We start from the raw sequence: 21,580 nt of genomic DNA, 5'->3' as shown, positions 1-21,580 counted from the left end.
GCTCTCGAATTTGCAGGGTGACTCTTATGACTTGCTCAAAGTCGTGCAGGCCTTCGATCACTTTGCTGGACTTGCTGCGGGAGGGTTGCCCATGTGCGAAGGTGATGCTCGCCCGAAGAATGAGTGTTGTCACGGGCCATGATGAGATAATTAGCTGACGAGGGCTTTTAATCGAGTTTAAAGACCAATCCAGTTAGATTAGCGAAAACAACTGAACGATGGATGGATATCAATGAGCAAAGTCGATGGTACGCCAGGCTATAGAAAGGACAGCTTCAATTGCCCGCGCTGTGGTGCGTTCGCGGGTATGAGATGGAGTGACTTGCTTTTGAATAGCAATGAGTACGCCTCCGTGTCCTTTTCGTTCTGTTCCGCTTGTAAAGATCCCAGTGTTTGGATCACTGATGAGGGTGGCGGTAGACGTGGCCTCCCGTCTGGAATGCCGATGGCAGGGCACCTAGGAAGCAGGATAAAAATGATTTTCCCATCAGACTGCAGCGCACCCAAGCCGGAAGAGGATATGCCTGACGGGATCAAGGCGGATTATGAAGAAGCCAGATTAGTTTTTAGCCACTCTCCACGTGCTGCGGCTGCTCTGCTAAGACTATGTGTGCAAAAGCTTTGTGAGGAGCTTTTAGGCAAGTCGGGCAAAATCCACAATCAAATTGGCGAGCTTGTAGAGTTGGGATTGCCCAACCGACTGTTGAAGGCGTTCGATACCATTCGTATCTTCGGAAACGAGTCGGTCCATCCAGGAACTGTAAATCTCAACGACAGCCCAGAGGTCGCGCTAGCGCTTTTTACCCTGCTGAACATGTCAGTTCGTCACTGTATTACAGAAGAGAAGGAGCTAGAAGCGATACGTGCTTTAACGCCCGAGCATAAGCGGCGCGATCTGTAACTCGTCCGTGGAGAATATGTCCGTACTCAGCGGCTGGTTGGCCTACATGTTACCAACACCCTCAGGGAAGTTTCGCGATCGGCCGAAAAGAGGCACTTGAGGGTGGCAAATATTGACATTAACGGCTCAGGCTCACCGTTCTATCCGTTGTGGAGCGCCCCTATTTGCGTCCGTAGAAAATCGAAAGCGTTACACCTCTCGTAAATGCTACACCTCCTACGCTTGGAACAAGCACGCAGTGTAACGCGGCATTTATTCAATAAAATCAATAACTTGATCATTAACGCTACACCTGTAACACCAGCTACACGCTGATTTTTGGATGTCTAACCCAGCGCCCATTAGCACTGAGCTCCACCAGCGGAAGCGGGGGCCCCTGAGCAAAAGAGGCATACACGGGGTCGGAAACCCGCCGGACTTTGTTAGCGGACAGGTACCCAGCTTAGTGAACAGGTGAACCGGGTGAACACGCAGTTCACCAGTGCAATTGCACAAATAGTGTGAGGTCGCCGGGGACCCTGAGCACTTCTGAATGACACGGGGCACAAAACCCGCGTGATCTTGGCAGTGGCTGATTTTTGTACATTGGTTGACAGGTTGACTTGGTTGACGGCCCAAGGTGTCCATAATCATCAACACTAAAGGCCATCGTTACCGCTGCGGTAACGATGGCCTTTTTTCAGCAGAATTCTTTCGATTTCAATGCCTGAAATTTCAGTAACTTTGAAATCCTCCCACTAACACAGTCCTGCGGGTTTCCGACCCCGTGTCTACTCAATATCGCCAGGGGCCCCCGGCTATTTTTCAATCGCCAGGCGATCCGGACCCGTTTCGCTCGTTGTTAAAGGTTCGGAAAACAAGCGAGGCAGTTTGGCGCTAGACTTCACCTTCACGTTCGTCCGCCTAAGGCGATGATAAGGCCATCTATGATCGCAAACTGGGAAGGAATGAGACGAATCGATGGTGAGATATTGATCATCGAGGACGATCCGACTCTGCGTAGGATTACCCAACACATCGTGGAGGAGTTAGGCGCGGAGGCCGTCACGTTTGAGTCAGCCGATGACGCCCTGGTGTATCTCTTGCAATCAAGCAAGCACTGCTGCCTTGTGATCGCTGACTACGGCGTGCCGGGCCAGCTCAACGGGATGGAGCTTATTCGACTGGTCAGAGAAAAGTGGCCGTCCGTCAAAACATTATTGATGTCCGGTTACGAACTCTTGCCTGCAACAGTGTCTGCTCCTACGGTCTACCTTCAGAAACCGTGGACGATCGATGAGCTCTTGGTTTCGATAGCTGATTTGCTACAACCCGACTTCCCTATACAGAAACTGTAGGTCGCAATCAGTCGTCGATACAGCCCGGCGAAAGGATGAGAAGGCTAACAGAGCACACCGTGTATCCCAGCTTGTATCCCAAACTTTCGGAATCCTCTACAGACCACAGGATATCTGGAACAAGCGAGTCTCCCTCGGGCACCAACACAGAGAAAAAGGTCTTGCGAAAGCAAGACCTTTTTTTTCGTCTGGAGGAAAGTGGAGGGTTGTTTTTGTCTTTTTTCCAAAACAATCAGGGCAACCAGCTTTTCACTCTTGCGGCGCCGGGGCCAACGCACCACCGGCTAGCCTAATGCCCAACCGTCTAGGGCAACAAGCCCATCAAAAAACCTCAATCGAACCTGCAGTAATTGCTCTGACTCCATGTCCTGACGCTGGGGAACTGGCCGGATCGGTTACGTGTCGCAGGTTTTGCCAAACGCCCTGTCATAATCGCCTGATCCCGGCTAGTTCGAGCTCAAAGCCTACTTTCGATTTCCTCCCAGATGTACGCGTAGTTGTACTTCAACCAACGAACCAGCACTTTATCGAACTGGCGACGAAACCAGTTTCGCTCTCTAGCTGCCAGCCTTTCCTCAATCGATTCTCCGAGTATGTCGGGGTCGAAACCCGTCCATATCGGAGGCACAGGTGCAACGAGATTGGTAAAGCACACCGGCGCGACCTCTGAATAAAGAATTGAGTAAAGGATTTCAGGGTCGACACCTCTCACCTTATTCGCCAAATAATCATATTCCACGGGAAAATCATTGAATGGCTCGGAAAGAGCGGCTCTAACTTTTGTCAGTTGTGGCTCGGTCAGAAGATGTCCCAATGTGTGAGCTCCTCTAACTCTTCATCCAATGAACTCGCTACCGCTTCGCCTGCAATACCACCGGCAGGCGAGCTGCGGGCAAACCATCGAAGAAAACGTCAGGCGAACCTGTCGCGATGGGGTTCGTTCCGTGCCCTGGAACAGGACAGCTGGAGGGATCGCTTTTACGAGCGGCTGGGTTAGCCATGGATGACTCCTGTCAAAAAAATCCTTTTCGAGAGGTAAACCTATCACGAAATTCAGCCTGGACGGCCGCATCCGATCATTCAAAAAAGTGCTTGTTCACCAGACCGCGCTACCTGTTTCTCCGGTTAACGCGGTTGGTACTTCGCTGGCGTTTTCTACCTTACCATCAACTCACGTTTCAGAATGGGACGCGGCTCCTCCCTACTCCTTGACTGCAAACATCCGCTCAGCAATCTCCCGCCCCCGCTCCAACCCTTCCTCCGTCAACCATATCGATTTGTTCCGGTTCACCGGATTACTGATCAAACCCTGCTCGTGCAAGCGGTTCATGATTTCGAAGTCATAGCCCTTCCACGCATTGCCGTCGTCGGAGCTATAGGCAGCCAGGAGAGCAAGGACGGCGTCGTCGATCAGTTTCATGTCGTATTCCATGATGGTCGCTCCGCTGATGTTCAGTGTTTGTAATCAAAGCGTCGTATCAAAGTGGATGTCAATGCTGCGCGAGCTTGTAGGTTTTAGATGCCCGATTGCTGGTTGCCTCGACTGCGATCCCCGCCCGTATAATCACGCCCGCACGGCAAACCTCCTCTGGCGTTTTGCGCATTGGTTTCAAGCCTTCCACTTCACTGACAGACATCCCCATGGAAACCTCACTGGAAACCGTCGCCCTCTTCTCCCTCAAACTTGCCTACGAAGAAGAGGGCCTGAGCCCGATCCTGCGCGATGACATGGTCATGGGCGATTATCAGAAAGATGTTTTCGAGTTACTGGTGAAGCGCGGCGATGTCGAGGCCATTCAGTTCAAGATGAACGAATGCCTTAACCTGGCGCTGGATGCTTTGGGCGGGGTCGAGAAGCCGTTGGGGCGGGAGTTGCGCAAGTTGTCGGCGGAGTTGGCTCAGGCGCGGTCGGTGGAGCAGCTGGGTCAGCCGCTGCTCGCGCTGAAGGGGTATCTGCGCGACATTCTTTGAATGCCGCGCTACAGCCATGCCGGTATCTCTCCTGATCAGCGACGTGCTTTAAGCACCCGAATATCTGTTGGGAAGCCGTCAGCGCCCACCAGCTTTTTCCAGCCCATGTACTGAAATTCGCCGTTGGGATCAATGTAGTCCCCCTTCTCTGGTTGCCCTCCGCCAACTATCGCAACACGCTTCACTTCGCCACAGCCGCCATCCGACGGTCGCACGGTGTAGATCACATAGGGCTTCACGTATTGCGTGGCGCGGAAGTATTGGCCGCAGATTTCGTCGACGGTGATGAGCATGGTTTTCAGGCGGGCTTCGCCGTCGGTGTCTTCGTGCAGTTTCAGGAAGGAGATATCGCCGACGTCGCTGTAGCCGAGGGAACGGGCGCGTTGGTAGGCGGGGGAGTTCTGGTGTGCAATACGGCCCTCCTCCACACCGCGTTGCATTTGCGCGGCGAACTCGGCTTTGCCTTGGGCCAGGGTTGCCTCGGCGTGGGCGGCGACGTTTTCGCAGTGGGCGTACTCGCTGGAGTCGAGGTGTTGCGGGAGCAGGTTAAGGCGGCGCTCGTTCATGGAGGCGAGGCTGTCTTGCAGGCCGGACGTTAGTGCATAGGCAGCGGAGACGCGACCGCTCTGGACGTCGGCGATTGTCTCCTGCATCCGCTGGCAATTGGCGAGGTAGTAATCCCAGCTGGCTTGCGGGTGTTCTTTTGCGAAGCAGAAGGCTGGGGTAATAGAGACGGCAAGGGTGAGAGCGCCGAGTAGTTGCAGCAAACGGGTTGTGGAAAACATGGGTAGTCCATTACAGAGAAGGCATGGCGCGACGCTACTATTTTGCTATCGTGCCGTCCACTCTCAACAGGCGAACAAGTTGTCGCCTCTGTCTCGTGGCAAGGAAAGAAATCCGATGGATGCTGTGTTGTGTTTAGTGGTCATGGCGGCAATGTGGTTCTGGGTGGTGCGACAGCGCGGGCACTGGAATCTGTTGTTGGCAAACCTTGCCGGAGCGGGCAGCGCTGTGGTCGCGGGCATTGTCTTTACGCTGCTTTATGACGGGCTGTTCGGCACCACCATGGCAGCGCCGGGACTGCATAACAGCCTGGTGGTGTTCATGACCAGCGCGGGCGTTCTGGCGGGTGTGTGGTTGTGGATCGCCAAGCGTCGACAGCCGGCGCATCCGGTTGCACGTCAACTGCTCGCGGGCGCCTGTGGCGTTGCCGCAGGCATGGTCACGTTGATTTTTCTGGCGGCGAATTATTTTCCGCAACCGTAGCCGGACGGCGCGTCTATTTTGCTATCTTGCCGCGCATCGTCGGGGCTTGCTGATCGTCTCGCGCCGCGCTTGGATTGTTGAAAGGTAAGGAAAGGATCAAATGGAGTTTTTGCGTTTTCTGGCGTTCGTCGCTGTTTGGGGTTTCATGTGGCGCTGGGTGGTGAAGAACCGCGGCAGCTGGAATATTTTCTACGGCAACATCGTTGGCGCGGCGGGTGGGTTCATTGTCGGGCTGGTGATGTTGTCGATCACCTTTTCGCTGTTTCCTTCGTCGTTCGATCACGAGGCGCAGGCGCAAAACACGCCAGTCGTCGAGTCGACCTCTGTGTTGCCTGAAGCCGAGGCAGTCACGCCCGTCACCGAGCTGAAAGATGCGCCGGTTTTTGCTGCCATTGAGGCGGACGACAAGCCTTCCCCCCCGGACTCCGCACTGTTGCCGAATAACGTCAGCCGAGCGCCGAAATCAATGGCGGTACAAACGGTGCTGAATCAGAGCGACTACGAGGGTCGCATGGCCCTGGCCGCGCTGAACAAGAAGTTGCGCGGCGACGCACAGGCCGACAAGTCGATGATCGCGTATGTCATGTGCAGCCCGTTTGTCACCAGCGCCCTGCGTTATCCCGCTTCGGCGCGTTTTGCTGACAGCAAAGCGCTGGTCAGTCATCGCTACAAGGATCAGGTCTACAGCTTCAGCAACAGCGTCACTGCGCGCAACATGAATGGCGACGATGTCACCTACCGTTTCGATTGCTCCGTGCAGGAATTGCCACGGGTTGATGCGACGGCTGGGGAGTGGCGTTTGCTGGCGCTGAAACTGCAAAAAGCCGACTCTTAAGACTCATTTAAGGGATCAAGGCGCCGGCTGCGCTATCATCGCCGGCCCGTGCGCCTTGAACCTTGCCCTCAATGTTTTCAACACCTGATGACCTGATCTCGCTGCCTCCTGTCCTGGCCGGCCCGCTGCTGCGGCGGCTGGAGCCGACGCGCGTGGTGCTGTGGCTGGTGGGCTCGCGTGAACTGACGCTGACCTTGCGCCTGCAGGGTGTAGGAGATATTCCGCTCGACTCAGAGAAATGCACGGTCATTGCCGTAGGCCGTCATGCGTTCGTGCATCTGATCGACGTTCAACTTGAAAGCGCCCTGCCCTGCGACACGTTTATCGATTACGACCTGCTGATCGATGACGCCATCGGTATGGCTGAGTGGGCGCCTCACCTGCTTTACCCCGGCGCTACCTGCGCGAACCTCGTCGTGCGCTCGCGAATCGATCAATTACTCCACGGTTCCTGCCGCAAGCCGCATCATCCGGCAACCGATGGTTTGCTCTGCGTCGATCAATTGCTGGCCGACGAAGCCGATGCGCAACGGCGCCCGGCGTTGCTGATGATGAGCGGTGATCAGGTCTATGCCGACGACGTCGCCGGTCCTATGCTGCGGGCGATTCACGCCTTGATCGAGCGTCTGGGTCTGTTCGATGAGCACCTTGACGGTGCCGTGGTCAGCGACAGCGCCAAGCTCTATGAGCACCCGGCCAGCTACTACCACCGTGCGGATTTGTTACCGGCGCTGGAGAGCAACGAGACCTTGCGCGAGCGATTTTTCGGTGGCGCGCGTAAGCCGATTTTCACCAGCAGCAGTGCCGACAATCACTTGGTGACGTTCGCCGAAGTCATGGCCATGTACATGCTGGTGTGGTCGCCGACGCCGTGGTCGTTGATCAATCCGAGCGCGCCGACGCTGACGCCTGAACGCCGCAAGCGCTACAACCTTGAGCAGACGCGCATCGATGCTTTCAAGGCGGGCCTGGGCAACGTCGCGCGGGCGCTGGCCCATCTGCCGAGCCTGATGATTTTCGATGATCACGACATCACCGATGACTGGAATCTTTCTGCGCAATGGGAGGAAACCGCCTACGGCCATCCGTTCTCCAAACGCATCATTGGCAATGCGCTGATTGCCTATTTGTTGTGTCAGGGCTGGGGCAACAATCCGGATGCCTTCAAGGGCGTGTTGGAGCAGACCGCGCAACTGAGCGCCAGCGGTGATGACGGCTATCTGGACATGCCGGTGCAGGACAATCTGATTGATCAGTTGCTGCGTTTTCAGCAGTGGCATTTCGTATTGCCGAGCACTCCGGCACTGGTGGTGATCGACACGCGCACCCGGCGCTGGCGCAGCGAGATGGCGCTCAAGCAACCATCGGGCCTGCTCGACTGGGAAGCCTTGAGCGAACTGCAACAGGAACTGCTCGATCACCCTTCGGCGATCATCGTGTCGCCGGCGCCGATCTTTGGCGTGAAGCTGATTGAAACCGTGCAGAAAGTGTTCAGCTGGTGCGGTTATCCGCTGCTGGTCGACGCGGAAAACTGGATGGCCCATCGCGGCGCGGCGCAGGTGATCCTGAACATTTTCCGACACTCGCGCACACCGGGGAACTACGTGGTGCTGTCCGGCGATGTGCATTATTCCTTCGTCTACGAAGTCTTGATCCGCCACCGCAAGGCCGGCCCACGGATCTGGCAGATCACCAGCAGCGGCATCAAGAACGAATTCCCACCGACCCTGCTGGAATGGTTCGACCGCCTCAACCGCTGGCTCTACTCACCGCGCTCGCCATTGAACTGGTTCACCAAACGCCGCTTGATGCGCATCGTCCCGTATACGCCGGAACATGCCGAGGCCGGGGAACGGCTGTGGAATTCGGCGGGGATCGGACAGGTGTTTTTCAATGAACAGGGGCAGCCGAGCGAGATTGTTCAGCACAACTCGAATGGGGCGGAGAAGACGAGGATGCTGGCGCCGGAGTTGGGGGACGGGCTGGATTGAGGCCAGACTCTGAGCATTGGTGGAGTACCTGCAATGGGCACTCCACCTGCTGACAATTACCGCTGATAAGGATTACAAGCCTCTCGGAAACGTCTCCGAAGTGCTTGAGTGATACTGGGCGCAATAACAGTCGACCTCACTGTGTACCGACCACTCGCAGGGCTACATCATGCAAACCACCACCTGCAGCAAAGCCACAGCCCACTTGGCCTTATCGATGGACCAAGTAACTAATGACCGCGAACCGTTGCTGATTACCAAGCGCAGTGCCGAACCGGTTGTAATGATAGGTCTGGCTGATTATGAGTCACTTTTGCGGACGGCCAACTCACTACCCTTACCAGACACACCGCAGCAGTGATTAGAACGATGGGGCTGACGACAACGCGCGCCCAACCCCTCTGACAATCATCCCCACCTCGCGCTCATCAATCGTCAGCGGCGGCAGCAACCTGATGGTCTTGCCACGAGTCACGTTGATCAACAAGCCGTGATCCCGTGCGGCGATCAGCGTCAGGTCGCGCACCGGTTGTTTCAGCTCGATGCCGATCATCAGGCCCTGCCCCCGGATTGCCAGCACGTTCGGGTTGTCTGCCAATTCGGCGCGCAAGCGCTCCAGCAGCCGTGCGCCCTGCACCCGCGCATTCTCCAGCAAACCTTGTTCTTCGATGATGTCCAGCACCGTGCAGCCGACCCGGCAGGCCAGCGGATTGCCGCCGAAAGTGCTGCCGTGACTGCCCGGGGTGAACAAATCCGCCGCGCGGCCACGGGCCAGGCAGGCGCCGATCGGCACGCCATTGCCGAGGCCTTTGGCCAGGGTCATGACATCCGGCACGATGCCTTCGTGCTGAAAGGCGAACCACTGCCCGGTGCGGCCGATGCCGGTCTGGATTTCATCGAGCATCAGCAGCCACGCGTGGCGATTGCACAGGTCGCGCAGGGCTTTGAGATAACCTGGCGGTGCGATTTGTACGCCGCTTTCGCCTTGGATCGGTTCGACCAGAATCGCCACGATGCGCGCGCCGTGTTTGCGCTGTATTTGCTCCAGCGCCGGGAGATCGCCGAACGGCACTTTGACGAAGTCCCCTGGCAGTTCGTTGAATCCCAGGCGCACTGCCGGGCCATCGCTGGCAGACAGCGTGCCGAGGGTGCGGCCATGGAAAGCGTTCGCCATGACCACCACTAGCGGCTGCTCGATGCCTTTGCGCCAGCCGTACAGGCGCGCCAGTTTCAGTGCCGTCTCGTTCGCTTCGGCACCGGAGTTGTTGAAGAACGCGCGCTCCATCCCCGACAACGCCGTCAGCCGTTTGGCCAGTTGTAGTTGCCAGTCGATGCTGTACAGGTTGGAGGTGTGCAGCAGCAATCCCGCCTGCTCGCTGATCGCCGAGACAATGCGCGGATGCGAGTGGCCGACATTGGTCACTGCCACACCGGCAACGGCATCCAGATATTCGCGCCCCGCCTGATCCCACAGACGCGTGCCCAGGCCCTTGGTGAAACTCAGGGCCAGTGGTTGGTAGGTGTTCATCAGGGCGGCGGTCATGACGTGAAACTCCATTGCAGGTCGGTGTTTTTGCAGTATGGTTAGCCACCTGAGCTGGATAAACTCGGAAAAACTTCAATCATTTAAAAGCCGGGCTTGATAATGGATTTGTTTCAGTCGATGGGCGTCTACGTCAAAGTGGTCGAAACCGGGAGCATGACGGCCGCCGCTGCGAAGTGTGAAATGTCGACGACGATGGTGGGCAATCATCTGCGCGCGCTGGAGCAACGGCTCGGCGTGCAACTGCTGCAACGCACTACGCGCCGCCAGCGCCTGACCGAATTCGGCAGCGTCTATTATCAGCGCTGCCTGGAAGTGCTCGGCCTGGTGGCCGACTCCGAACGCCTTGCTGAACAAGCGTCGGACGAGCCGCGCGGCTTGCTGCGTATCACCGCGCCGCTGACCTTCGGCGTCGAACGACTGACCCCGGCTCTCAGCGAATACTCCTTGCTCTATCCGCAAGTGAAGCTCGACGTGGTGCTGACCAACAGCCGTCCGGATCTGCTGGAGAACGGCCTCGATGTCGCATTCCGCCTGGGCAATTTCGACCAATCCAACCTGATCGCCCGGCCCTTGATCGACTACACCCTGACGGTCTGCGCTTCCCCTGATTACATCGCGCGGCGCGGCATGCCGCACACGCCACAGGATTTGCAGCAACACGATTGCCTGTCCTTCGCCTACCCGGCTGGGGATGACTGGCAATCGGTGGAAAAACGCTGGCGTCTGAGCGGCCCGGAAGGTGAAGTCCTCGTCGACGTCAGCGGGCCGATGCTGATCAACAGCTCCGCCGGTTTGCACCAGGCGGCGCGCAACGGCATGGGCATCATGATGCTGCCCGACGCGCTGGTGGAGCAGGATCTGCGCGACGGCAAACTGGTCAGGGTAATGACGGACTACCAACCGCCAAGCAGGCCGATGCATCTGCTGTATGCGCAGGATCGCTATCGACTGCCGAAGCTGAGACGCTTTGTCGAGTTTGCGATGCGTACTTGGGGGAAACCCGCTGACGCCATGCTCGGAAAATAACGCACGCCGGGAAAAATCCCGACCACCAGACCGTTGCTCCGTGACAACGCCGCCCCGCTCCCCTAAATTAGTCGGCCTGAAAAAGACCTCGTGCTTTCTCGCCTCAACTCAAGTTAAAAAGTAGTGAAATTTCAATGTCCGATTTCAACACCGCTGAATCCGTAGTCACCCAGTCGTCCAAAGCGGAATACGAAAACTCCATCAATCTTTCACAACACCTGCCTCAAGCCAAAATCATCAGCGAGATGGTCCTGGACGCGTTCCAGTCGACCCGCGAGAGCGACCAGATCCGCGAATTGCGTGCGGCGATCCGTCAGGCGCATGACAGTTTTGATGACGACAAGGCGTACGAGCTGATGGGCGAACTCAAGCGCCTGAAAGACGCCGAGGCAGCCGACATCGCCGCGCTGGAAGACCTGAGCAGCAAGTTCTCGATCGGGCGCATTCTGTCCAGCTTCAAGGACGATCCGGCGTTTCAGGAAATCGTTTATGGTCTGGCGCTGAAAGTGCTGAATCAGACCCATCAGGCGATCAGCAATCCGAGCGGCGGCAAGAGCAAAGCTGCGAAGAAGAAAGAAGTGGAAATCTTCACCATCAGCAAGGACGGCGCCAGCGTGACCCTGCCAATGCGCACGCCGCGTTCGCGCCTGAATGTTGATCGTGAGGCACTGGAATTCCTCGGTTTCACCTTCGTCGGTGAAGGCGATGAAGCCGAACTGGAGAGCGAAACCTTCGTCGATAACGCCGGTACGGAACAGGCGGTGAACCGCAAGAACATCATCACCGCGCTGCAGCAGCAGACTGCGTTTGATGGGTACAGCATCGCGGCGCAGTAATCTGCCAAGCGCTTGCCAAAAAGCCCCGCGCTGAGTGATCAGGCGGAGCTTTTTGTTTGAGGCGGGGATAACCTCAAGCCGAAGGATGCAACGCCGCAATCATGTCCACTTCAATCGCCGCATTCTTCGGCAACTGATAGACGCCGATGGTCGTGCGCGTATGCCGTCCGGCATCGCCCAGCACATGGCTGAACACATCCGAAGCGCCGTTGGCCACTTCGCTCAGGTCGACAAAATCAGCGGTCGACTTCACATACACCGTGACCCGCAACAACGCGCGAATCTTGTCCAGCGAACCGACCGCATCGACGATCAGCGCCAGGCAACGCATGGCGCTGATGCTCGCCGCGGCTTGCGCATCCTTGAGGTTCAATTCCAGCCCCACGCGACCGGGATACAGGATCTTGCCATTGACCCGCGGCACCATGCCGCTGATGTAGAGCTCGTCGTGATGACGGATCAGCGGCGCGTAATTGCCACCAGCGGTGTTCTCGCCATAGATGTCGTAGTTGAGTTCTTCAGCCAGGGCGATAAAGCGCTCATCGCAGGTCATCCGTTCGGTCATTGCGCCCAGCCTTTTTGAGTTAAGCCAATTATCTAGCGAGTTGAAGGCCGCAACAGGATCGCGGACAAACCGCTGACATATTTGGATCCAAATCTAGGTCTTTTACCTGCTCTGCGCAACCACCCTTTACAGCGGCCGATTTCACAGTACTTCAGCTTTCAACCACACCAAAAATCAGTAGGACGGGCACTTCGCTACGATTGTCTCGTTCCGGCAGCGAACCTAAAGTTTGAGGGAACCGAATCAAGCAATTCAGCCCTCTGCCGGGCAACTTTAGCTACTTATTCGCAGTTATATAAAAATCTCACTATAACTATGAATAATTTCGTATGAGAGCGAGCTGTGGATAAGAATACTAACCCCTCAATCCCGGAGCAGGAGTTTCCCCACCGGAACTAGCAGGGCGATCAGAAGTACTGGAAACGGCAGACACCGCATTGGCGCGCACGAAGCGCGGCAAGCACGCCAAATCCCTGATGATATTGGGCCTGCGCGGTGTCGGAAAAACAGTGCTTCTGAATCAGATCAAAGATCGAGCTTTGGCATTGGGTTATCTCGCCGAAATGCAGGAGGCCCATGACGGTGCGGAGTTGAAACAGCTCCTGATTCCGGTGTTACGCCGAGTGCTGTTGCGTTTGGACCGAGTGCAGAACACGGTCGAGACGGTCAAAAGAGGGATACGCATACTTCGTAGCTTTATCGGCAATATCACTATCGCGGCGGGTGGGGCCGAAGTTACGCTGGGCGGAGACTCCGAAGCTGGCTATGCCGACAGTGGCAATCTGGAAGATGATCTTCGTGACGTTCTGATAGCAACAGCGGAGGCCGCGAGGGACGCAGGCATACCAGTCGCCATTCTGATTGACGAATTACAGTATCTTTCAAAAGATGAGCTTGGCGCGCTTATTCGCGGCATCCACGCAGTCAATCAGGCAGCTCTCCCTCTGATTCTTTTTGGCGCGGGTCTTCCGCAACTGGCGGGGCAAGCAGGCGATGCCAAAAGCTATGCGGAGCGACTATTCGAATTTCCTCGTCTGGGAGCTCTCTTAGAGATAGATGCCTGGAAAGCCTTACGTGATCCTGTTGAAGAAGAAGGCGCCAGTATCTCTGACGATGCATTGCGTGAGATTTTTGAAAAAACCCACGGCTATCCCTATTTTTTGCAGGAGTGGGGCTATACCGCTTGGAACATTGCCAAAGCACAGACCATAACCGAGGCCGATGCGCAGGCAGCGACAGAGGAAAGCATCCGTAAACTTAACGAGTCTTTTTTCAGGGTCCGCTTTGATCGGACCACGCCGGCTGAAAGGGACTACATGCGTTGCCTTGCCGAGCTGGGAGAAGGACCGCAACGCTCTGCTGAGGTTGCTAAAGCGCTGGGGCGAAACGCTACGAGCCTGGGCCCCGTACGCGATAGCCTGATCAAAAAGGGCATGATCTACAGTCCGGAATACGCACTGATAGCATTTACCGTTCCGCTGTTCGATGAATTCATGAGGCGTGTGACTGCCTCACCACTTGCCTAAACGTCGCATTAGCTCACACACCCATCAAGCCGCCGCCACAAGCTGTTGGGCCAAGGGAGCAGGCAAATCGGCACACTCCAGGCCAACCAACAAAAAACCCCGCACATCTCTCAACGTGCGGGGTTTTTCCTGAAGCCTGCAAACCTTACGGCGCGTACGTCAGCAACAGCTCTGCCGGCACCTTGAAGTCCAGGGACATCATGACGCTCAACGCAGTGATGGTGAAGATCGAGAACACGAACAGCTTGCGTGCCCAGACGGTGTCATCGACTGCCTTGTAGCCGGTCCAGGCCATGTACAGCCAGTACATGCCCATGGCGGCGGCGACGGCGAGGTAGCTCATGCCGGCGTAGCCGCTGAAGGTCAGCATCAAGGTCGCCACGAGGAACGCCAGGATGTAGAGCAGGATGTGCTTCTTCGCCACTTGAATGCCGCGTTTCACTGGCAGCACCGGAATCGATGCGGCCAGGTAATCATTGAAACGGAAAATCGCGATGGCGTAGGAATGCGGCATCTGCCACAGGCTGAACATCACCAGCAGGGTCAGTGCGGCCATGTCGAAGCTGTTGGTCACGGCAACGTAACCGATCACTGGCGGCATGGCGCCCGACAGACTGCCCACCAGCGTGCCGTGAACCGACTTGCGCTTGAGGTACAGGCTGTAGAAGCCGACGTAGATGATGAAGCCGATTACTGCGAACAAGGCAGCCAACGGGTTGGCCACCTTGTACAACAAGGCAACGCCGAGAACACCCAGAATGGTCGCGTAAACCAGGGCCAGTTTCAGGGAGATGAGGCCCTGGACCAGCACACGGTTCTTGGTGCGTTCCATCTTCAGGTCGATGTCGCGGTCGATGCAGTTGTTGAACACGCAACCGGAGGCCACGACCAGGGAAGTACCGATCATGGCGGCCAGAAACACCGCCAGATCGACATGCCCTTTCGAGGCCAGGAAGAACCCGCCTGCCACAGAAAGCACGTTACCGAAAATGATCCCCGGTTTGGTGATTTGGATAAAGTGCTTGAGCGACATCGGGTCTACCTCACTTCGCCATCATGTACGTGTGGATGCTGAACATGATCCACAGCGACAGGCCAACCAGCAGCACGATCACGATCGCCGTAAAGACGAATGCGATCACGTTGTTACGCTGTGCAATGGAACGGTCCAGGTGCAGGAAGTAATACAGGTGAACGATCACCTGGATCACTGCGAACAGCAGAACGATTGCCAGCGTCGTCGACTTCGGCAGGGTCGGGTACATCACCAGACCGAACGGAATGACGGTCAGGATTACCGACAGGATGAAGCCGATGGCGTACGACTTGACGCTGCCGTGGCCAGCATCGTGGCTGTCATGGGAGTGTGCATTAGCCATTACAGAGTCCCCATCAGGTAAACAACGGTGAAGACGCAGATCCAGACCACGTCCAGGAAGTGCCAGAACAGGCTCAGGCAGCTCAGACGGGTCTTGTTGGTCGACGTCAGGCCATGCTTGTTGACCTGATACATCATGATGCCCATCCAGATCAGACCGGCCGAAACGTGCAGACCGTGGGTACCGACCAGGGTGAAGAACGCCGACAGGAAGCCCGAACGGCTAGGACCGAAGCCCTCGGAGATCAGCAGGTGGAACTCGTTGATCTCCATGGCGATGAAGCCCGCGCCGAGCAGGAAGGTCATGAACAACCAGCCCAGAACCGCCTGCTTCTTGCCCTTGTACAACGCCAGCATGGCGAAGCCGTAGGTGATCGAACTGAACAACAGCAGAGCGGTTTCGCCCAGCACGTAAGGCAGTTCGAAGATCTCGTGGCCCGACGGGCCACCGGCAACGTTGTTTACCAGTACTGCGTACACCGCGAAGATCGACGCAAACAGAATGCAGTCGGTCATCAGGTAGAGCCAGAAACCGTATACGGTCATCTCGCCCGAGTCGTGGTGATGGTCATCGTGCCCATGGTCACCATGGGCGTGTCCAACATTGGTCACTAAGTTCGACATGGTTTAAGCCTGTTCCAACGAGGTTTCAACACGGGTGGCATTGGCCGGGATTTTCCCTGCCGCGACCAGACGCTTGTGCTGCTCGGCTTCGATACGCTCGATCGTTTCAACCGGAACCATATAGCCCTGGTCGTCACGTGCAGCGTGGATCACGAAGTAAACGACGGTGCCCACCAGGCTCGCGATCGCCAGCCACCAGATGTGCCAGATCATCGCGAAACCGAAGACGGTCAACAGCGCGCCCATCACCACGCCAGTGGCGGTGTTGTTCGGCATGTGGATCGGCTCGTACTTGGCCGGACGCTGGTACGCAGTACCGTTTTCCTTGGCTTCGGTGAACGGGTCGATGCAGTCAGCCTTAGGCAGCACAGCGAAGTTGTAGAACGGTGGTGGCGACGAGGTCGACCATTCCAGGGTGTGTGCATTCCACGGGTCACCGTGATCGCAAACGTTCTCTGGCTTGTTGCGGTCACGCACACTGACGTACAGCTGGATCAGTTGGCAGGCGATACCGACAGCGATCATCACCGCACCGAACATGGCAACGTACAGGTACGGTACCCACTCAGGGTTGGTGGTGGCGTTCAGACGACGGGTCATGCCCATGAAGCCCAGTGCATAGAGCGGCATGAACGCGACGAAGAAGCCCGAGATCCAGAACCAGAACGCTGCTTTACCCCAGCCTTCGTGCAGCTTGAAGCCGAACGCTTTCGGGAAGTAGAACGCGAAGCCAGCGATGTAACCGAATACCGCACCGCCGATGATCACGTTGTGGAAGTGCGCGATCACGAACAGGCTGTTGTGCAGCACGAAGTCAGCACCCGGGATGGCCAGCAGTACGCCGGTCATGCCGCCGATGGCGAAGGTCACCATGAAGCCCAGAGTCCACATGACCTGGCTGGTGAAGCGCAGACGGCCCTGGTAGATGGTGAACAGCCAGTTGAACAGCTTCACACCCGTCGGGATGGAAATCAGCATCGTCGCCAGACCGAAGAAGGCGTTGACGCTTGCCCCCGAACCCATGGTGAAGAAGTGGTGCAGCCAGACCATGAAGCCCAGTACCGAGATCGCGCCCGAGGCGTAGATCATCGAGTGGTGGCCGAACAGTTTCTTGCCGGTGAAGGCCGAGATCACTTCCGAGAAGATGCCGAAGGCCGGCAGGATCAGGATGTAAACCTCAGGGTGGCCCCACGCCCAGAACAGGTTGACGTACATCATCGGATTGCCACCAAGTTCATTGGTGAAAATGTGGAAATCCATGTAACGGTCAAGGGTCAGCAGTGCCAGGGTAGCGGTCAGGATCGGGAACGAAGCCACGATCAGAACGTTTGCCCAGGTGCAGGTCCAGGTGAAGATCGGCATGTCCATCAGTTTCATGCCAGGGGTACGCATTTTCAGTACGGTCGCGAGGAAGTTGACCCCGGTTAACGTCGTACCCAATCCGGATAGCTGTAGCGCCCAGATGTAGTAATCCATACCCACGCCAGGACTGTATTGCAGACCCGACAGCGGCGGATACGCAACCCAACCGGTCTTGGCGAATTCACCGATACCCAGCGACAGGTTGATCAGCACAACGCCGGACACCAGCAGCCAGAAGCTCAGGGAGTTCAGGAACGGGAACGCAACGTCACGCGCGCCGATCTGCAGCGGCACTGCAAGGTTCATCAGGCCGGTGAAGAATGGCATCGCCATGAAGATGATCATGATCACACCGTGAGCGGTGAAGATCTGGTCATAGTGTTCAGGTGGCAGGTAGCCAGGCGAACCCTCGGTGGCCATGGCCAGCTGGGTACGCATCATGATCGCATCGGCAAAGCCGCGCAGCAGCATGACCATGGCGACGATGATGTACATCACGCCGATTTTCTTGTGGTCGACCGAAGTCAGCCACTCGGTCCACAGGTACGTCCACTTCTTGAAGTAAGTGATCGCAGCGAACAGCGCCAGACCACCGAGGGCGATCATGGCGATGGTCACCATCACGATCGGCTCGTGGAATGGGACTGCTTCCCAACTTAATTTACCAAACATCGTTTACTCCTCTGCCCCGGCAGCTGAATGCGAACCCGCGTCAATATCCGTGGCCGCCACTTCTTTCTCTTTCTTCTCGTGCTTCAGCGGCTTGCCCGGCTTCATACCTTCGTACTTGTCGACGATGATCTGGAACTGGTTCGGCGTGACCGACGAGTAGAGTTCGACTGGGTTGTTCTGGCTCGGTTTGGCCAGGGCCGCGTATTCAGCCTGATCAAGCTGTTTAGGCGACTTCTTGACTTCACTTACCCAGGCGTCGAAATCTTCCTGAGTAGTGGAGATAGCCTTGAATTTCATACCGGTGAAACCGGCACCGCTGTAGTTGGCGGAGATACCGTCCATTTCAGCGTTGCGGTCAGCGATCAGGTGCAGCTTGGTCTGCATGCCCGCCATCGCGTAGATCTGGCCGCCCAGGCCCGGGATGAAGAACGAGTTCATCACGGCATCGGAGGTGATCTTGAAGTTGATTGGCGTGTGCGCCGGGAACACGATCTTGTTGACCGTGGCAATGCCTTGTTCCGGGTAGATGAACAGCCACTTCCAGTCCAGCGCGACGACTTCGATGGTCACCGGCTTGACGTCAGACTCGATCGGACGATACGGGTCCAGCTCGTGAGTCGAGATGTAAGTGATGTAGCCCAGGGCGATGATGATCAGCACCGGGATGGTCCATACGGCCACTTCGATCTTGGTCGAGTGCGACCACTTCGGCGTGTAGACCGCGTTCTTGTTCGAAGCGCGGTACTTCCAGGCAAACAGGAAGGTCATGACGATGACCGGCACGACGACCAACAGCATCAGCAGCGTGGCGGTGATGATCAGGTTGCGCTGTTCCAGGCCGACCTGGCCCGTTGGATTGAGCAAGGTCATGTTGCAGCCTCCCAGCAACAACGTGCCGAGCAGCGGCACTAGGCCTAGTAATCTGGGGTACCTGTTTTTACTCATCTCACGACCTCTAAAGCAGCTTGCGCAATGCAGTTGGGTTTTGATCGCCAACACTTCACCCTGCCAAGGGTTGGCATTTTCTTTGGATTGAATAAGGGCCGCCCGTCGCGCGTCTCACGCTCGACAAAACCTTGGGACAGCGTTCAGTTCTTATTCGAATTCGTGGTCAAAGGCCTTGTTACAGACCAATTCCATTTGGTGCGGAAAATTGGAAAGGCACCGACACCAGGGTGTCTCGAAAACCTCGCGGCTCGCTCGACACCCGACCTCCTGATCAGTTCCTTGATAAAGGCTGAACAGCGTCGGGAATTCAGTGCGGGCGATTGTAGATAGGTAGCGCCCTATACACCATGTCTTATCCCGAAATAATTTTTATCACTCAGAGCAACAATCCATCGCCATTTTTGCAAAAGTTGCGCAAGTTATCGAAAGCGTTTCTCAATAAAAGCGGCAAAATCTGCCCGCGTAACCGCCTCAAATCAGACAGCTCTGCACCCGATCTACAAACGCTGGAGCGGCGCAAAGCCCGATGTTCCAAGGGCTTCGCCCATCTGCCGGCGCCTGTTAAAACTGCCTGCTCTGGTACGTCCGTGCTCAAGCCCGAAAACACTAAAACTGGCCAATGTTTTTATGTAACAGGCGGCCAATCCGCCGCATCCCGAGTCCCTGCGACAGCCCCTGTGTGACAACATGTCGCACATTTGCCGCACGCTTCATTGCCGTTCGTCACGGTGTTTTCACAAACGCTCTGAAATGCAAAACGCCCCGATTTTCAGCAGCGAAAATCGGGGCGTTTTGTTTATCGGCAGCTCTGCCGAGAAGTTGACTCAGCGCAGCGCTTTTCGATTACGCGAAGTCAGCAGAGGCACCAGAATGACCACCAGCACGAAGGCCACCAGCGCCCATTGCGCCAGCGACAGACCGAGGATCGGCGGATACGGCGTCGAGCAGAAACCGTCAACCTGGAAGCCCAGCGGGAAGATCTTCGCCAGCGGCAGATCATCGACAATCGGCTGCAGCACATCGACGCCACAGCTCACCGCCGGATAGAACTGCGTATAGACGTGATGCCCGGCCACACCGGCCCCGGCGATCGCACAGATCACCACCAGCGTCTCGAACACGGTGATGCTGCGACGGCTGCGCATGCCCGCACCGATAAAGGCGAACAGTGCAATCAGCAACAATGCATAGCGCTGCAGAATGCACAGTGGGCAAGGTGCTTCGCCGAGCACGACCTGCATGTAAAGTGCGCCGCCGATCAACGCCAGGCAGATGATCCCCAGCAACACCAGATAGCGCCGCTCACGCCCCAACCGCATCGTTTCCTCGCTCATTGCCTTTCCTTTGTAAGTCCATGGTCCAGCCGGCCGGCGGCTGAAATTGTCGCAAGTCTACACCGGGGCAATAAACGATAGAGCGGTTAAGGAATGATTAACCAACATGGCTTTTGCGGCGCGCAGAAGATTCGCGAGCAGGCTCGCTCCCACAATGGAACTGCGTCGAACGCAAATCCGGTGGGAGCGAGCCTGCTCGCGAACGAGACAACTCGGTCTCGGATCACTCCAGAGCAGCAGCCGGGCCGAAGAACTCGTAACGGCTCTGTTTCTCCGGCACGCCCAACGCTTTCAGATGCCGCTTGATCGCGCCCATGAACCCTTTCGGTCCGAGGAAGTACGCATCGACATCACGCTGCGCCGGCAGCCACTGGCCGAGCAGTTCTTCGCTGAGCAGGCCAAACTTGTCCGCTGCCGGGCTGACGCCATCTTCTTCGGCGTAGCAATAGAAGCGCTTGAGTTGCGGATGACGCGCCGCCAGCCCATCGACCCAGTCACGGAATGCGTGGACGCTGCCATTGCGCGCGCAGTGGATAAAGTGCACCGGACGTTCGGTGGCCAGCGCTGCTTCCAGCATCGCCAGCGTCGGAGTGATGCCGACGCCGCCGCTGATCAGCACCAGCGGCTTGTCGCTGGCCGCTAGGGTGAATTCGCCCGACGGCGGGAACAGTTGGATGCTCGCGCCGACGTGCAGTTGATCATGCAGGTAGTTGGACGCGCGACCATTCGGTTCACGCTTGACGCTGATGCGGTACTGACCGTTATTGGCCAGTGCCGACAGCGAATAGTTGCGACGGATTTCTTCGCCGTCGAGGATCAGCTTCATGCCGATGTACTGACCCGGTTCGGCCGCAAGAATCGGCCCTTTGTCCGCCGGTTCGAAGTAGAACGAGGTGATTTCGGCGCTCTCTTGCACCTTCGCCGCAACAATGAATTCCCGCCCACCGCGCCAGCCGCCGACGGCTTGTTCCTTCAGGTCATAGATCGCGGCTTCCGCGCCGATCAGGATGTCGGCCAGTTGCCCGTACGCAGCGCCCCAGGCACTCATCACCTCTGGTGTGGCGATCTCTTCGCCGAGCACTTCGGAAATGGCGCGCAGCAGGCAGGTGCCGACGATCGGGTAATGCTCTGGCAGAATCTGCAGGGCGACGTGTTTGTTGATGATCTTCGCCACCAGATCGCCCAACTGGTCGAGCTGATCGATGTGCCGGGCGTACATCAGCACGCCGTTGGCCAAGGCACGCGGCTGATCGCCACTGGCCTGATGCGCTTGGTTGAACAGCGGGCGCACTTGCGGGTATTCGGAGAGCATCATGCGGTAGAAATGCGTGATCAACGCCTCGCCGCCGCTTTCCAGCAGAGGCACGGTGGATTTGATGATGGCACGATCCTGGACGCTAAGCATAAGGTGACTCCTGCGCTTTCTTGAAAGATTGCATTAGGGATATCAGCTTTCGTGCCA

Annotated in this window: 20 protein-coding genes and 2 pseudogenes; 9 read left to right on the top strand and 13 right to left on the bottom strand. The window is 56.9% G+C overall.

Going from position 1 to position 21,580, the window contains the following annotated elements; all coding sequences use genetic code 11:
* The first annotated feature begins 232 nt into the window (after positions 1 to 232).
* Entirely contained in the window at positions 233 to 901 is a 669-nt protein-coding gene (locus D8U82_RS11735; protein WP_130902239.1) for a DUF4145 domain-containing protein, read from the top strand.
* A gap of 926 nt (positions 902 to 1,827) precedes the next feature.
* On the top strand, positions 1,828 to 2,238 hold the full coding sequence (locus D8U82_RS11730) for a response regulator (protein ID WP_122507812.1): 411 nt from the start codon (positions 1,828 to 1,830) through the stop codon (positions 2,236 to 2,238).
* A 457-nt stretch (positions 2,239 to 2,695) separates the two neighbouring features.
* Here the strand turns inward: D8U82_RS11730 and D8U82_RS11725 are convergent, their stop codons facing one another.
* The 3 genes and pseudogenes from D8U82_RS11725 to D8U82_RS11715 all read right to left on the bottom strand — a co-directional run bounded on the left by D8U82_RS11725 (position 2,696) and on the right by D8U82_RS11715 (position 3,658).
* A complete protein-coding gene (locus D8U82_RS11725; RefSeq protein WP_130902238.1) occupies positions 2,696 to 3,052 on the bottom strand; it encodes a hypothetical protein in 357 nt (118 codons plus the stop codon).
* 67 nt (positions 3,053 to 3,119) lie between these two features.
* A pseudogene (locus D8U82_RS11720) lies at positions 3,120 to 3,239 on the bottom strand (PAAR domain-containing protein); the annotation flags it as partial.
* Between the two features lie 200 nt (positions 3,240 to 3,439).
* A complete protein-coding gene (locus D8U82_RS11715) occupies positions 3,440 to 3,658 on the bottom strand; it encodes a DUF6429 family protein (protein WP_232245565.1) in 219 nt (72 codons plus the stop codon).
* Positions 3,659 to 3,879: 221 nt separating this feature from the next.
* On the opposite strand from D8U82_RS11715, the gene D8U82_RS11710 reads away from it, so the two are divergent.
* Positions 3,880 to 4,209 (top strand): hypothetical protein, encoded by a 330-nt coding sequence (locus D8U82_RS11710; protein ID WP_016773313.1) that lies wholly within the window; start codon positions 3,880 to 3,882, stop codon positions 4,207 to 4,209.
* A gap of 35 nt (positions 4,210 to 4,244) precedes the next feature.
* Here the strand turns inward: D8U82_RS11710 and D8U82_RS11705 are convergent, their stop codons facing one another.
* On the bottom strand, positions 4,245 to 4,994 hold the full coding sequence (locus D8U82_RS11705) for a hypothetical protein (protein WP_056790170.1): 750 nt from the start codon (positions 4,992 to 4,994) through the stop codon (positions 4,245 to 4,247).
* A gap of 115 nt (positions 4,995 to 5,109) precedes the next feature.
* Between D8U82_RS11705 and D8U82_RS11700 the strand changes: the two genes are divergently transcribed.
* The 3 genes from D8U82_RS11700 (at position 5,110) to D8U82_RS11690 (ending at position 8,301) form a co-directional block, all read left to right on the top strand.
* Complete coding sequence (locus D8U82_RS11700) at positions 5,110 to 5,475, top strand: hypothetical protein (protein ID WP_016773311.1); 366 nt, start codon at positions 5,110 to 5,112, stop codon at positions 5,473 to 5,475.
* 100 nt (positions 5,476 to 5,575) lie between these two features.
* Positions 5,576 to 6,310, top strand: a complete 735-nt coding sequence (locus D8U82_RS11695) for a hypothetical protein (protein ID WP_130902237.1) — start codon at positions 5,576 to 5,578, stop codon at positions 6,308 to 6,310.
* A gap of 71 nt (positions 6,311 to 6,381) precedes the next feature.
* Positions 6,382 to 8,301 carry an alkaline phosphatase D family protein gene (locus tag D8U82_RS11690; protein ID WP_130902236.1) on the top strand — a complete coding sequence of 640 codons (1,920 nt, stop codon included), beginning with the start codon at positions 6,382 to 6,384 and terminating at the stop codon, positions 8,299 to 8,301.
* A 361-nt stretch (positions 8,302 to 8,662) separates the two neighbouring features.
* On the opposite strand, the gene D8U82_RS11680 is transcribed toward D8U82_RS11690, so the two are convergent.
* Positions 8,663 to 9,844: an aspartate aminotransferase family protein gene (locus D8U82_RS11680; protein ID WP_130902235.1), complete on the bottom strand. Its 1,182-nt coding sequence runs from the start codon at positions 9,842 to 9,844 to the stop codon at positions 8,663 to 8,665.
* Positions 9,845 to 9,946: 102 nt separating this feature from the next.
* Between D8U82_RS11680 and D8U82_RS11675 the strand changes: the two genes are divergently transcribed.
* Together D8U82_RS11675 and D8U82_RS11670 are read left to right on the top strand one after the other, a co-directional pair.
* Entirely contained in the window at positions 9,947 to 10,873 is a 927-nt protein-coding gene (locus D8U82_RS11675) for a LysR family transcriptional regulator (RefSeq protein WP_016773308.1), read from the top strand.
* Between the two features lie 134 nt (positions 10,874 to 11,007).
* A complete protein-coding gene (locus D8U82_RS11670) occupies positions 11,008 to 11,709 on the top strand; it encodes a hypothetical protein (protein WP_016773307.1) in 702 nt (233 codons plus the stop codon).
* Positions 11,710 to 11,782: 73 nt separating this feature from the next.
* Here the strand turns inward: D8U82_RS11670 and D8U82_RS11665 are convergent, their stop codons facing one another.
* Entirely contained in the window at positions 11,783 to 12,274 is a 492-nt protein-coding gene (locus D8U82_RS11665; protein WP_016773306.1) for a RidA family protein, read from the bottom strand.
* 404 nt (positions 12,275 to 12,678) lie between these two features.
* On the opposite strand from D8U82_RS11665, the pseudogene D8U82_RS11660 reads away from it, so the two are divergent.
* Positions 12,679 to 13,800 (top strand): annotated as a pseudogene (locus D8U82_RS11660) (ATP-binding protein); the annotation flags it as partial.
* Positions 13,801 to 13,945: 145 nt separating this feature from the next.
* On the opposite strand, the gene cyoE reads toward D8U82_RS11660, so the two are convergent.
* The 7 genes from cyoE to hmpA form a co-directional block, all read right to left on the bottom strand.
* On the bottom strand, positions 13,946 to 14,833 hold the full coding sequence (gene cyoE, locus D8U82_RS11655; RefSeq protein ID WP_007916939.1) for a heme o synthase: 888 nt from the start codon (positions 14,831 to 14,833) through the stop codon (positions 13,946 to 13,948).
* 10 nt (positions 14,834 to 14,843) lie between these two features.
* Positions 14,844 to 15,179 (bottom strand): cytochrome o ubiquinol oxidase subunit IV, encoded by a 336-nt coding sequence (gene cyoD / locus D8U82_RS11650; RefSeq protein ID WP_011335842.1) that lies wholly within the window; start codon positions 15,177 to 15,179, stop codon positions 14,844 to 14,846.
* Entirely contained in the window at positions 15,179 to 15,802 is a 624-nt protein-coding gene (cyoC, locus tag D8U82_RS11645) for a cytochrome o ubiquinol oxidase subunit III (protein WP_024014230.1), read from the bottom strand. Before cyoC ends, cyoD begins: the two co-directional genes overlap by 1 nt.
* 3 nt (positions 15,803 to 15,805) lie before the next feature.
* Positions 15,806 to 17,836, bottom strand: coding sequence for a cytochrome o ubiquinol oxidase subunit I (gene cyoB, locus D8U82_RS11640; protein WP_016773302.1), 2,031 nt, complete (start codon positions 17,834 to 17,836; stop codon positions 15,806 to 15,808).
* Positions 17,837 to 17,839: 3 nt separating this feature from the next.
* Positions 17,840 to 18,781, bottom strand: coding sequence for a ubiquinol oxidase subunit II (gene cyoA, locus D8U82_RS11635; protein ID WP_024014231.1), 942 nt, complete (start codon positions 18,779 to 18,781; stop codon positions 17,840 to 17,842).
* A gap of 827 nt (positions 18,782 to 19,608) precedes the next feature.
* Positions 19,609 to 20,118, bottom strand: a complete 510-nt coding sequence (locus D8U82_RS11625; RefSeq protein WP_016773299.1) for a disulfide bond formation protein B — start codon at positions 20,116 to 20,118, stop codon at positions 19,609 to 19,611.
* Between the two features lie 223 nt (positions 20,119 to 20,341).
* Positions 20,342 to 21,523, bottom strand: a complete 1,182-nt coding sequence (gene hmpA / locus D8U82_RS11620) for an NO-inducible flavohemoprotein (protein WP_130902233.1) — start codon at positions 21,521 to 21,523, stop codon at positions 20,342 to 20,344.
* Positions 21,524 to 21,580 lie beyond the last annotated feature (57 nt).

Origin of the sequence: Pseudomonas sp. Sample_23, assembly GCF_004307595.1 — a bacterium.
GTDB lineage: Bacteria > Pseudomonadota > Gammaproteobacteria > Pseudomonadales > Pseudomonadaceae > Aquipseudomonas > Aquipseudomonas atacamensis.
The sequence above is the reverse complement of the archived record's forward strand: the minus strand, read 5'-3'. Positions and strand labels throughout refer to the sequence as shown.

What these genes read in the sequence shown, in the direction of transcription:
- D8U82_RS11710 (WP_016773313.1), top strand. Translation starts at nt 3,880, where the DNA reads ATGGAAACCTCACTGGAAACCGTCGCCCTCTTCTCCCTCAAACTTGCC.
- D8U82_RS11715 (WP_232245565.1), bottom strand. Translation starts at nt 3,658, where the DNA reads ATGAAACTGATCGACGACGCCGTCCTTGCTCTCCTGGCTGCCTATAGC.
- hmpA (WP_130902233.1), bottom strand. Translation starts at nt 21,523, where the DNA reads ATGCTTAGCGTCCAGGATCGTGCCATCATCAAATCCACCGTGCCTCTG.
- cyoD (WP_011335842.1), bottom strand. Translation starts at nt 15,179, where the DNA reads ATGGCTAATGCACACTCCCATGACAGCCACGATGCTGGCCACGGCAGC.
- D8U82_RS11670 (WP_016773307.1), top strand. Translation starts at nt 11,008, where the DNA reads ATGTCCGATTTCAACACCGCTGAATCCGTAGTCACCCAGTCGTCCAAA.
- D8U82_RS11690 (WP_130902236.1), top strand. Translation starts at nt 6,382, where the DNA reads ATGTTTTCAACACCTGATGACCTGATCTCGCTGCCTCCTGTCCTGGCC.
- D8U82_RS11625 (WP_016773299.1), bottom strand. Translation starts at nt 20,118, where the DNA reads ATGAGCGAGGAAACGATGCGGTTGGGGCGTGAGCGGCGCTATCTGGTG.
- cyoA (WP_024014231.1), bottom strand. Translation starts at nt 18,781, where the DNA reads ATGAGTAAAAACAGGTACCCCAGATTACTAGGCCTAGTGCCGCTGCTC.
- cyoB (WP_016773302.1), bottom strand. Translation starts at nt 17,836, where the DNA reads ATGTTTGGTAAATTAAGTTGGGAAGCAGTCCCATTCCACGAGCCGATC.
- D8U82_RS11695 (WP_130902237.1), top strand. Translation starts at nt 5,576, where the DNA reads ATGGAGTTTTTGCGTTTTCTGGCGTTCGTCGCTGTTTGGGGTTTCATG.
- D8U82_RS11675 (WP_016773308.1), top strand. Translation starts at nt 9,947, where the DNA reads ATGGATTTGTTTCAGTCGATGGGCGTCTACGTCAAAGTGGTCGAAACC.
- cyoE (WP_007916939.1), bottom strand. Translation starts at nt 14,833, where the DNA reads ATGTCGCTCAAGCACTTTATCCAAATCACCAAACCGGGGATCATTTTC.
- D8U82_RS11730 (WP_122507812.1), top strand. Translation starts at nt 1,828, where the DNA reads ATGATCGCAAACTGGGAAGGAATGAGACGAATCGATGGTGAGATATTG.
- D8U82_RS11680 (WP_130902235.1), bottom strand. Translation starts at nt 9,844, where the DNA reads ATGACCGCCGCCCTGATGAACACCTACCAACCACTGGCCCTGAGTTTC.
- D8U82_RS11735 (WP_130902239.1), top strand. Translation starts at nt 233, where the DNA reads ATGAGCAAAGTCGATGGTACGCCAGGCTATAGAAAGGACAGCTTCAAT.
- D8U82_RS11665 (WP_016773306.1), bottom strand. Translation starts at nt 12,274, where the DNA reads ATGACCGAACGGATGACCTGCGATGAGCGCTTTATCGCCCTGGCTGAA.
- D8U82_RS11700 (WP_016773311.1), top strand. Translation starts at nt 5,110, where the DNA reads ATGGATGCTGTGTTGTGTTTAGTGGTCATGGCGGCAATGTGGTTCTGG.
- D8U82_RS11705 (WP_056790170.1), bottom strand. Translation starts at nt 4,994, where the DNA reads ATGTTTTCCACAACCCGTTTGCTGCAACTACTCGGCGCTCTCACCCTT.
- cyoC (WP_024014230.1), bottom strand. Translation starts at nt 15,802, where the DNA reads ATGTCGAACTTAGTGACCAATGTTGGACACGCCCATGGTGACCATGGG.